This is a genomic window from Burkholderia sp. A2 (genome assembly GCF_001729305.1).
GTDB lineage: Bacteria > Pseudomonadota > Gammaproteobacteria > Burkholderiales > Burkholderiaceae > Burkholderia > Burkholderia sola.
The window spans coordinates 17437-28451 of the sequence record NZ_LZXX01000102.1; the positions used below are offsets into that span (position 1 = coordinate 17437).

Here is an 11015-nt window from a genome sequence, read left to right on the forward strand (position 1 = left end):
CTCAAACATCAATATTCCCCGCCCGCAACGCATTCGACTCGATAAACGCCCGCCGCGGCTCCACATCATCCCCCATGAGGGTAGTAAAGATCCCATCCGCCGCAATCGCGTCTTCGATCTGCACACGCAGCAGACGCCGCACTGCCGGATCCATCGTCGTTTCCCACAGCTGCTCGGGGTTCATCTCGCCGAGCCCCTTATAGCGTTGTTTGGAGACGTTCCGCTCAGCATCAGCAAGCAGCCACTTCATCGCGCTCTTGAAGTCCGCCACGGCCATGCTGCGCTCACCGCGCTTGATGACCGCACCTTCCCCAATAAGCCCCTTGAACGTATTCGCGGTAGTCACGAGCTGCTGATAATCCGCCGTGTGCTGGAATTCCTGGTCGATGACCGAAACGCGCACGTTGCCGTGATGCGTCCGCTCGACATGCAGCGCCCGCTGTTCGCGAACCGCGTCATACGAAGGCACCACCCGCACTTCGTTCTTCAGCGCCTCATCATGCAAAGCAGCGTGCAGCGCCTTAGCCGAAGCCTCGGTCGACTCCTCATTCGAGAGATCGATCACCACCCCATCCATGACCGCTTCCAGCGCGGCCGGGTCATACAACCGGCTCAACCGATCGATCACGCTCTGCGACAGCAGGTACGACCTTGCCAGCTCCCCAAGCGCATCGCCAGAAATCGCCGCCGCATTCTCACCCGGCACCAGCTCCGACCCTTGCAGCGCCAACCGCAGCATGTGCGCATTGAGCTCCACGTCATCCTTCAGATACCGCTCATCCTTGCCCGCCTTGATCTTGTAAAGCGGCGGCTGCGCGATATACACGTACCCGCGCTCGATCATGTCCGGCATCTGGCGATAGAGGAACGTGAGCAGCAGCGTCCGGATGTGCGCACCGTCGACGTCCGCGTCGGTCATGATGATGATGCGGTGATAGCGGAGCTTCTCGAGGTTGTAATCGTCCTTGCCGATCCCGCACCCGAGCGCGGTCACGAGCGTGACGATCTGCTCCGACGACAGCAGCTTGTCGTAACGAGCCTTCTCGACGTTCAGCACCTTGCCGCGCAGCGGCAGGATTGCCTGGAACTTGCGATCACGCCCTTGCTTCGCCGACCCGCCTGCCGAGTCACCCTCGACGATGTAGATTTCGCACTTCGCCGGGTCTTTCTCCTGGCAGTCTGCGAGCTTGCCCGGCAGACCAACGCCATCGAGCACGCCCTTGCGTCGCGTCATCTCACGCGCCTTCCGAGCCGCATCCCGCGCACGAGCAGCTTCAACGATCTTCCCGCAGATGATCTTCGCGTCGATCGGCGTTTCCAGCAGGAATTCTTCCAGCGCCTTCGCCACAACTTCCTCAACCGGCGCACGAACCTCGGAAGAAACCAGCTTGTCCTTCGTCTGCGAGCTGAACTTCGGCTCCGGCACCTTCACGGACAGCACGCACGACAGCCCTTCGCGCATGTCGTCGCCGGTCGTCTCGACCTTCGCCTTCTTCGCGATTTCGTTGTCGGTGATGTACTTGTTGATGACGCGCGTCATCGCGGCCCGCAGGCCGGTCAGGTGCGTGCCGCCGTCGCGCTGCGGAATGTTGTTCGTGAAGCACAGCACGTTTTCGTTGTAGCTGTCGTTCCACTGCATCGCGACTTCGACGCCCACGCCGTCCTTCTCGCCGTTGGCGAAGAACACGGTCGGGTGCAGGTTGGTCTTCGTCTTGTTGATGTACTCGACGAAGCCCTTCACACCGCCGGCGAACGCGAAATCGTCTTCCTTGCCCGAGCGCAGGTCGGTCAGGCGAATCCGCACGCCGTTGTTCAGGAACGAAAGCTCGCGCATCCGCTTGGCGAGGATGTCGTAGTGATACTCGACCGTGCCGAAAATCGTCGGATCGGCCATGAAGTGCACTTCGGTGCCGCGCTTCTCGGTATCACCGGTGACGAGCATCGGCGACACTTCCACGCCGTCCACCACCTCGATCACGCGATCCTGCGCGACGCCACGGTGGAACTCCATGAAACGCTTCTTGCCGTCGCGGCGCACGGTGAGGCGCAGCCAGCTCGACAGCGCGTTCACGCACGACACGCCCACGCCGTGCAGGCCGCCGGACACCTTGTAGCTGTTCTGGTCGAACTTGCCGCCGGCGTGCAGCTCGGTCATCACGATTTCCGCCGCACTGCGCTTCGGCTCGTGCTTGTCGTTCATCTTCACGTCGGTCGGAATCCCGCGGCCGTTGTCGGTCACGGAAATCGAGTTGTCGGCGTGAATCGTCACGTGGATGTCGTTGCAATACCCGGCCAGCGCTTCGTCGATCGAGTTGTCGAGCACCTCGAACACGAGGTGGTGCAGACCGGTGCCGTCCGACGTGTCGCCGATGTACATCCCGGGGCGCTTGCGCACCGCTTCCAGACCTTCGAGGATCTGGATCGACGAGGCGCCGTAGCTGCTGTTATCGGGTCGCGAATTGTGCTGTTCACTCATGGATATCTTCCGGTTCTGCGGGGCCACTCTCGTGGCGGCGCGGTGCGTTTCAGCGAGGGAAATCGCCGGCCGCTCCAGTTTCCTGGCCCGCCCCAAGTGCCGAAAAGGCACTAAAAGGGCGGGTTGTCGGTTCGCCATAAAAACGCCAAAGGGGCTTGCCGCCCCCTGGTGTGTGTCGCGATGTCGAGCGCGTCAGATGCGCATCGGCATCACGACATACTTGAACTCGTCGTTCTCGGGCACGGTGATCAGCGCGCTCGAGCTGGCGTCGCCGAGGCTCACCTGCACGGTGTCGACCTTCAGGTTCGCGAGCACGTCGAGCAGATACGTGACGTTGAAGCCGATGTCGACGGTATCGCCCTGGTAGGCGATTTCGAGTTCTTCCTGCGCCTCTTCCTGATCGGCGTTGGTCGACATGATCTTCAGCTGGCCCGGCGCGATGATGCAGCGCACGCCCTTGAACTTGTCCGAGGTCAGGATCGCCGCGCGCTGCAGCGAACGCTGCAGTTCTTCACGGCCGATCTCGAACGTGTTCTTGTGCGCCTTCGGGATCACGCGCTGGAAGTCGGGGAACTTGCCCTCGACGAGTTTCGACACGAGCTCGACCTGGCCGAACGTGAACTTGGCCTGGGTTTGCGCGATGTCGATGGTGACGGTGTCGTCGATGTCTTCGAGCAGGCGCTGCAGCTCGAGAATCGTCTTGCGCGGCACGATCACTTCCTGGCGGCCGAACGTGCCGCCTTCGAGCTTCATCGACGAGAACGCGAGGCGGTGGCCGTCGGTGGCCACGGCCATCAACTGGTCGCCGTCGACGACGAGCAGCATGCCGTTCAGGTAGTAGCGGATGTCCTGCTGCGCCATCGCGAAGTGCACCATGCCGAGCAGCTGGCGGAACGACTTCTGGGGGACGGTGAGCGTGGCGCCGAAATCCTTCGCCTGCGCGACGGTCGGGAACTCGTCGGCCGCCAGCGTCTGCAGTGCGAAGCGGCTCTTGCCCGATTGAACGGTGAGGCGCTTGTCGGCGAGCGACAGCGTGACCTGGCCGTCAGGCATCGCGCGCAGGATGTCGAGCAGCTTGCGGGCCGCGACGGTGGTCGCGATCTGGTCGCCGCCGACGCCGAAATCGGCGCGCGTGGTGATCTGCAGCTCCAGGTCGGTCGACAGGAATGAAACGTCCGGGCCGTTCTTGGTGATCAGCAGGTTGGCGAGGATCGGCAACGTATGGCGGCGTTCGACGATGCCGCTGACCGTTTGCAGCGGCCTGAGGAGGGTGTCTCGTTCGGTCTTGACCAGTTGCATAGAGTTCCTTCGTTGAGTAACGGCCTGCAGCGCAGCAGCCACGCAGCGCCCCGCCGGCCGGGCTCTTGGCCCGCCACCACCGGGGCGGTCAAACCAGTATTGTGCCTCAAAACCGAACCGCCCCCCTTAAATTGGGGCGGAGGCCGAATTATCAAGCGCGGTGCGCGCGCTCAGCCCTTCAGCGTCTGTTCCAGTACGTGCAGCTCGTGGTTGAGCTGCGCGTCCTTGCTGCGCTCGTCGGCGATCTTGCGCACCGCGTGCAGCACGGTGGTGTGATCGCGCCCGCCGAACAGCTCGCCGATTTCCGGCAGGCTCTTCTGCGTGAGTTCCTTCGCGAGATACATCGCAATCTGTCGCGGCCGCGCGATGTTCGCGGGGCGCTTCTTCGAGTACATGTCGGCGACCTTGATGTTGTAGAAGTCGGCGACGGTCTTCTGGATGTTCTCGACCGAAATCTGCCGGTTCTGCACGGTCAGCAGGTCCTTCAGCGCTTCCTTGGTCAGCTCGATCGATATCTCGCGGCCGTGGAACTTCGAATACGCGAGGATCTTGCGCAGCGCGCCTTCGAGTTCGCGCACGTTCGAGCGCAGGTGCTTCGCGACGAAGAACGCGACGTCTTCCGACAAATTCACGCCTTCCGACTGCGCCTTGCGCATCAGGATCGCGACGCGCATTTCCAGCTCGGGCGGCTCGATCGCGACGGTGAGGCCCGAGTCGAAGCGCGAGATCAGGCGATCGTCGATGCCCGAGATTTCCTTCGGATACGTGTCGCTGGTGATGATCACCTGCGCCTTGTTCGCGACCAGCGCCTCGAATGCGTAGAAGAATTCCTCTTGCGTGCGCGACTTGCCGGAGAAGAACTGGATATCGTCGATCAGCAGCAGGTCGAGCGAGTGGTAGTAGCGCTTGAAGTCGTCGAACGCCTTGCGCTGGTACGCCTTCACCACGTCGGACACGTACTGTTCCGCGTGGATGTAGCGGATGCGCGCGCCGGCCTTGTCGAGCAGCAGCTGGTTGCCGATCGCGTGGATCAGGTGGGTCTTGCCGAGGCCGACGCCGCCGTACAGGAACAACGGGTTGTACGAGATGCCGGGGTTGTCCGCGACCTGGATCGCGGCGGCGCGCGCGAGCTGGTTCGCCTTGCCGGTCACGAAGTTGTCGAACGTGAGCACGGGGTTCAGCTTCGAACGTTCGTACATCGAATCGGCTTCGCCGCCGTTCGAGGGGGCGGCGCCGGGGCCCGGGCGCCACGTGCGGCGGCCGGCTGCGGCTTCGTGCGCGGGCAGGCTCGGCAGGTCGATGTCGGCGTCGTCGGCGTTCAGGTGGTGCGCGGCGGCCGCCGACGGCGTCATCGGCACGTCGGCCGGCGCGCTGGGCGCGGCGGCGGCATGCGCGGTCAGGTTGGCGGCGATCGCGGCGACCGTCGCGGCCGGGCCGCTCGGCGCCAGCGGCGCACGCGGGGCGGCTGGTGTCGCGCCCGCGGGCGCGCTGCGCATGCCTGCCTTCGGATCGAGGATGAACTGGACTTCGATCGGCGTGTTCCAGAATTCACGGGCCAGATCGGCGATCCGGCCCGAAAACTGGCTCTTGACCCAGTCCAGCTTGAAACGGTTCGGCGCGGCGATGGACAGCGTGTTCGCCGACGCATCGAAGGCCACCGGGGCCAAGGGTTTGATCCACGTCACGTACTGCTGGGGCGTCAGCTCGCGCTCCAGCAGTGCGGAACAGTGTTGCCAGAAATCGTTCATCAAGTAACTGTCGTTTTTTGCGTGCACAGCGCGGCTCGCCGGCGCCCTTGTCGCGGTCGCGCAACAAGGCCCGAAGCGGTCGTGCGAGCGTGCGTCGGACGCCTGCGTCACAGTCTTGGAGGGGCAGGCGCGAGCCGAAGCGGCGTGCGGGATTCTTGGAGATAAGGCGAGATTCTAACGCCAAACGCGGCCACAGCGGGACTTATCCACAGGCTGTGTTTGTGGGTCGCGGGGCCGGATCGGAGCGGCCCGGCACAGGCGAGCGACTCCTAAAGTATTGACCGTCAAGAGAAAAACGGTTTAAATAGCGGGTTCCGCGAAAACCAATCCTGTATTCCCGGCGATTGCGTTCGCCCGAATGCCTCCGGTTAAGGGCACGCGGTCCCCTGAATTTCGACATTCTCGAACAAGTGAGAACATCATGAAACGTACTTACCAACCGTCCGTGACGCGCCGCAAGCGCACCCATGGCTTCCGTGTCCGCATGAAGACGGCAGGTGGCCGCAAGGTCATCAACGCTCGCCGCGCGAAGGGCCGCAAGCGCCTCGCCATCTAAGGCAGGTTGCGCGCTGTGTCCGCCGTCCGCAGTCCTGCGGAAGGTGCCGTCGAGCCGGGTGCGAATCCGTCGCAGACGAAAGCCGCCTTCCCGAAAGCTGCGCGACTTCTGAAAACGGATGAATTTTCATCCGTTTTTCGTTTGCGCCCCTGGCGGCGCTCCGCGCACTTCGTGATCTACGGCAAGCCGACCGGGCAGCCCGCGCGTCTGGGGCTTGTCATCGGCAAGAAGTATGCGCCGCGAGCGGTCACCCGTAACCTCGTGAAGCGGCTGGCGCGCGATCAGTTTCGCCTGCGCCGCGCCGAATTCGCCGGTTACGACCTGCTGCTGCGGCAGCACACGCGCTTCGACAAGAAAGCGCTGCCGAGCGCGGCTTCCGCCCCGCTCGCGGCGATGTGCGCGGCCGAAATCCGCGAACTGCTCGACAGGGCAGTCCGGGAAATCGCGCGCCGTGCGTCGAAGCCCGCGTCCGAGTGACGCATCCGTGCCCCGGTGCGGCGTTCGCGCCCGCCCGGCCGGTTTTGACGCGGCGTCGAACGGCGCCGCCCAAGGTATGGAAACGGTATTGATCGCCTTGCTGCGCTTCTACAAGGTTGCCGTGAGCCCGATGCTCGGCAACCGTTGCCGTTTTTATCCTTCCTGTTCGGATTACGCGCGCGAGGCAATCCAGTATCATGGCGCCGCGCGCGGCACGTATCTCGCCGTCAGGCGCGTGTGCCGATGCCATCCGTTTTCCGCGGGTGGCATCGACCTCGTCCCGCCGCCCAACTCCGACACTCGCGCTCGCGGCGAAGCCGACGCGCGGTCCCATCGACTCTGAGACAACGCATGGATATCAAACGCACCGTCCTATGGGTGATCTTCTTCATGTCAGCTGTCATGCTGTACGACAACTGGCAGCGGGACCATGGACGCCCGTCGATGTTCTTCCCGAGCGCCACGCAGACGGCCCCGGCCGCTGCCGGCGGCGCATCGGGCACGGGCGCGACGACGACCGCAGGTGATGTGCCTGCCGCCGCAGCCGGCGCCGCACCGTCGACCACGGCCCCGGCCGCCCAGGCGCAGCTCGTGAAATTCTCGACCGACGTGTACGACGGCGAAATCGACACGCGCGGCGGCACGCTCGCGAAGCTGACGCTGAAGAAGCAGGGCGACGGCAAGCAGCCCGACCTGTACATCACGCTGTTCGACCACACGGCCGGCCACACGTATCTCGCGCGCACGGGCCTGCTCGGCGGCGATTTCCCGAACCACAACGACGTCTACACGCAGCTGAACCCCGGCTCGACGTCGCTGACGGGCGACCAGAACACGCTGAAGCTGTCGTTCGAATCGCCGGTGAAGGGCGGCGTGAAGGTCATCAAGACCTACACGTTCACGCGCGGCAGCTACGTGATCGGCGTCGACACCAAGATCGACAACGTCGGCACCGCCCCGGTCACGCCGACGGTCTACATGGAACTCGTGCGCGACAACACGGCCGTCGAAACGCCGATGTTCTCGCATACGTTCCTCGGGCCGGCGGTCTACACGGACGCGAAGCATTTCCAGAAGATCGACTTCAGCGACCTCGACAAGAACAAGGCGAACTTCGAGAAGTCCGCCGACAACGGCTGGGTCGCGATGGTGCAGCACTACTTCGCGTCGGCCTGGATTCCGCAGCAGGGCGCGAAGCGCGACATCTACGCTGAAAAGATCGATCCGTCGCTGTACCGCGTCGGCGTGAAGCAGCCGGTCGCCGCGATCGCGCCGGGCCAGTCGGCCGACGTGCAGGCGCGCCTGTTCGCCGGTCCGGAAGAAGAGCGCATGCTCGAAGGCATCGCGCCGGGCCTGGAGCTCGTGAAGGACTACGGCTGGGTGACGATCATCGCGAAGCCGCTGTTCTGGCTGCTCGAGAAGATTCACGGCTATGTCGGCAACTGGGGCTGGGCGATCGTGCTGCTGACGGTGCTGATCAAGGCCGTGTTCTTCCCGCTGTCGGCTGCAAGCTACAAGTCGATGGCGCGCATGAAGGAAATCACGCCGCGCATGCAGGCGCTGCGCGAACGCTTCAAGAGCGATCCGCAGAAGATGAACGCCGCGCTGATGGAGCTGTACAAGACCGAGAAGGTCAATCCGTTCGGCGGCTGCCTGCCGGTCGTGATCCAGATCCCGGTGTTCATCTCGCTGTACTGGGTGCTGCTCGCATCGGTCGAAATGCGCGGCGCGCCGTGGATTCTGTGGATTCACGACCTGTCGCAGCGCGATCCGTTCTTCATCCTGCCGGTGCTGATGGCCGTGTCGATGTTCGTGCAGACGAGCCTGAACCCGACGCCGCCGGACCCGGTCCAGGCGAAGATGATGAAGTTCATGCCGATCGCGTTCTCGGTGATGTTCTTCTTCTTCCCGGCAGGTCTCGTGCTGTACTACGTCGTGAACAACGTGCTGTCGATCGCGCAGCAGTACTACATCACGCGCAAGCTCGGCGGCGTGAAGAAGAAGCCGGCCTGACGTCAGTCGTACTCGTGGGGGCCAGCCGCTCGCGAGGCACGCAAAAAAAGCCGCATGGTTCATGACCATGCGGCTTTTTGTTTCCTCGGCGGCGGCGCGGGCGGTTGCTGCCGCTCAGGCCTTCTTCGCTTCGAGTTTCGGATCGCCGTAGAACTGCTCGACCAGTTCCTGAACCAGGTAGCGCTGATGCGGGGACAGCGCCTCGATCTTCGAGGCAAGTTCGATCGTCTCGGGTGTCGGCGGATAGCGTTCGTCGCGTGGCAGCGGTTGCGGCGTCGGATGTTCGACCACGCTCGGCGATGGCCCGTAATGCAGCCAGTGCACTTCGACGCGCAACCATTCGGCGAGCGTTTCGAGTTTGTCCGACGTCGGGATCGTGCGGCCCGTCAACCATTTGTGCGCGGTCTGCGGCGAAACGGGATGCGTTCCGCGGTGGCGCAGATTGAATCGGTTCGCCAGTTCCGTCGCGCCCGTGACCTTCTCCGGGCTGCGCCGCAGGGCGAATTTCAGGCGTTCCGAGAACGCGGCTTTTTCTTCGGATGTCGGCATGAGGGAGATTGTGCAATTTCATCGCCGCATCTCAGACAACCATATGGGATAAACGTATCTCATTCGGATGAATCCCAGCCCGGATCAGGATGGTCGATGAAATTGAGGGACGCAGTGTCGAGCCGCTCCAGCAAACATACTTGTCCGAAATGGTCGGTGTGTCGTGACACCGAACTCATACTCGGCTTATCCCCGGCGGGATAAATTCGGGCAAATCCGAATCGGGCGCCGCGGCCGGTGGCTTATGAGCCCGCACGCTACAATGCCGGCGTTCCTTTGCCCGAACTGTTGCGCGGGCGCACCATTGACTCGCTGATTACCCGATTGCTCCGATTGCCATGCTCGCTACCGATTCCGATCCGATCGTCGCCATTGCCACTGCTGCCGGCCGGGGCGGCATCGGCGTCGTCCGCGTGTCGTTCGGGCGCGGCGGCGAGGCGGCTGCGCTGCCGCTGATCGACGCGTTGTGCGGGCAGAAGCTTGCGCCGCGCCATGCGAGCTACGTGCCGTTCCTCGACGCGCACGGCGCGCCGCTCGACCGCGGGATCGCGCTGTATTTCCCTGCGCCGCATTCGTATACCGGCGAGCACGTGCTCGAGCTGCAGGGGCATGGCGGGCCGATCGTGATGCAGTTGCTGCTGCAGCGCTGCCTGGATGCGGGGCGCGGCTTCGGGCTGCGGCTCGCGGAGCCGGGGGAATTCACGCGGCGTGCGTTCCTGAACGACAAGCTCGACCTCGCGCAGGCCGAGGCCGTTGCCGACCTGATCGAGGCGAGCACCGAGGCGGCGGCGCGCTCGGCCGGGCGTTCGCTCGACGGCGCGTTCTCGCGGCAGATCCATGCGCTCGTCGACGACGTGATCACGCTGCGGATGCTGGTCGAGGCGACGCTCGATTTTCCGGAGGAGGAAATCGACTTCCTCGAAGCGGCCGACGCGCGCGGCAAGCTCGCGAAGATCCGCGCGCAACTCGCGCACGTGCTCGGCGATGCGCGGCAGGGTGCGCTGCTGCGCGAAGGGTTGTCGGTCGTGCTGGCGGGGCAGCCGAACGTCGGCAAGTCGTCGCTGCTGAATGCGCTGGCGGGCGCCGAGCTGGCGATCGTCACGCCGATCGCCGGCACGACGCGCGACAAGGTCGCGCAGACGATCCAGGTCGAAGGGATTCCGCTGCACATCATCGATACGGCCGGGCTGCGCGAGACGGAGGATGAAGTCGAGCGGATCGGCATCGCGCGCACGTGGAGCGAGANNGCGCGCGGACGTCGTGCTGCATCTGCTCGATTCGCGCACGGGGATGACGCCCGATGACGCAGTGATCGCCGCGCGGTTTCCGGGCGGCGTGCCGGTGGTGCGCGTGTTGAACAAGACGGATTTGACGGGCGTGCCGGCGTGTGTCGAGCATCCGGCGGCGGAGGGCGATCTGACCGAGGTCCACCTGTCGGCGAAGCGCGGCGACGGGATCGACATGCTGCGCGCGGAATTGTTGCGGATTGCGGGATGGCAGGCGGGGGCCGAAGGCGTCTATCTGGCGCGCGAGCGGCACCTGATCGCGCTGCGAGCCGCGCAGGAACATCTCGCGCAGGCGGCGGATCACGCGGAGCAGCGCGCGCAGTCGCTCGATCTGTTTGCCGAGGAACTGCGGCTCGCGCAGGAGCAGCTCAATGCGATTACCGGGGAGTTCACGTCGGATGATCTGCTGGGGGTGATTTTCAGCAGGTTTTGTATTGGGAAATGATACTGCCGGCGGCGTGCCATCGAGTACGAACAGCGCTGGCACTCATGCATCGTCATTGCCGGATGCCGAAACGAATTCAAACATCCGGAATGATGTGGTGCTCGGCCGGAAGGCCTTAATCCCAATGACGATGATGGTGATAATACCCGCCCCCACCGTAATACCG

The 11015-nt window shown here is 64.0% G+C and carries 8 protein-coding genes and 2 pseudogenes; 6 read left to right on the forward strand and 4 right to left on the reverse strand.

The annotated features are described in order from the left end of the window. Position 1 precedes the first annotated feature (1 nt). From gyrB to dnaA, 3 genes are all read right to left on the reverse strand, one after another. Positions 2 to 2476: a DNA topoisomerase (ATP-hydrolyzing) subunit B gene (gene gyrB / locus A9Z05_RS20190; RefSeq protein ID WP_069619639.1), complete on the reverse strand. Its 2475-nt coding sequence runs from the start codon at positions 2474 to 2476 to the stop codon at positions 2 to 4. 192 nt (positions 2477 to 2668) lie between these two features. Then, the gene (gene dnaN / locus A9Z05_RS20195; protein ID WP_006490996.1) at positions 2669 to 3775 is read right to left on the reverse strand and encodes a DNA polymerase III subunit beta; all 1107 of its coding nucleotides are present in this window, start codon (positions 3773 to 3775) and stop codon (positions 2669 to 2671) included. A gap of 170 nt (positions 3776 to 3945) precedes the next feature. After that, entirely contained in the window at positions 3946 to 5523 is a 1578-nt protein-coding gene (gene dnaA / locus A9Z05_RS20200; RefSeq protein WP_069619640.1) for a chromosomal replication initiator protein DnaA, read from the reverse strand. A 421-nt stretch (positions 5524 to 5944) separates the two neighbouring features. Between dnaA and rpmH the strand changes: the two genes are divergently transcribed. The 4 genes from rpmH to yidC all read left to right on the forward strand — a co-directional run bounded on the left by rpmH (position 5945) and on the right by yidC (position 8569). Further along, positions 5945 to 6079, forward strand: a complete 135-nt coding sequence (rpmH, locus tag A9Z05_RS20205; RefSeq protein WP_004198824.1) for a 50S ribosomal protein L34 — start codon at positions 5945 to 5947, stop codon at positions 6077 to 6079. A gap of 15 nt (positions 6080 to 6094) precedes the next feature. Next, positions 6095 to 6556 (forward strand): ribonuclease P protein component, encoded by a 462-nt coding sequence (rnpA, locus tag A9Z05_RS20210; RefSeq protein ID WP_006489941.1) that lies wholly within the window; start codon positions 6095 to 6097, stop codon positions 6554 to 6556. A gap of 76 nt (positions 6557 to 6632) precedes the next feature. Next, positions 6633 to 6899 carry a membrane protein insertion efficiency factor YidD gene (gene yidD, locus A9Z05_RS20215; RefSeq protein WP_006750110.1) on the forward strand — a complete coding sequence of 89 codons (267 nt, stop codon included), beginning with the start codon at positions 6633 to 6635 and terminating at the stop codon, positions 6897 to 6899. A gap of 8 nt (positions 6900 to 6907) precedes the next feature. Then, entirely contained in the window at positions 6908 to 8569 is a 1662-nt protein-coding gene (gene yidC, locus A9Z05_RS20220; protein ID WP_069619641.1) for a membrane protein insertase YidC, read from the forward strand. A gap of 114 nt (positions 8570 to 8683) precedes the next feature. Here the strand turns inward: yidC and A9Z05_RS20225 are convergent, their stop codons facing one another. After that, entirely contained in the window at positions 8684 to 9118 is a 435-nt protein-coding gene (locus A9Z05_RS20225) for a transcriptional regulator (protein ID WP_050018236.1), read from the reverse strand. 398 nt (positions 9119 to 9516) lie between these two features. Here A9Z05_RS20225 and A9Z05_RS37875 point away from each other — a divergent pair. Together A9Z05_RS37875 and A9Z05_RS37880 are read left to right on the forward strand one after the other, a co-directional pair. Further along, positions 9517 to 10363 (forward strand): annotated as a pseudogene (locus A9Z05_RS37875) (tRNA modification GTPase); the annotation flags it as partial. A gap of 2 nt (positions 10364 to 10365) precedes the next feature. Further along, positions 10366 to 10849: pseudogene (locus A9Z05_RS37880) on the forward strand (tRNA uridine-5-carboxymethylaminomethyl(34) synthesis GTPase MnmE); the annotation flags it as partial. Positions 10850 to 11015 lie beyond the last annotated feature (166 nt).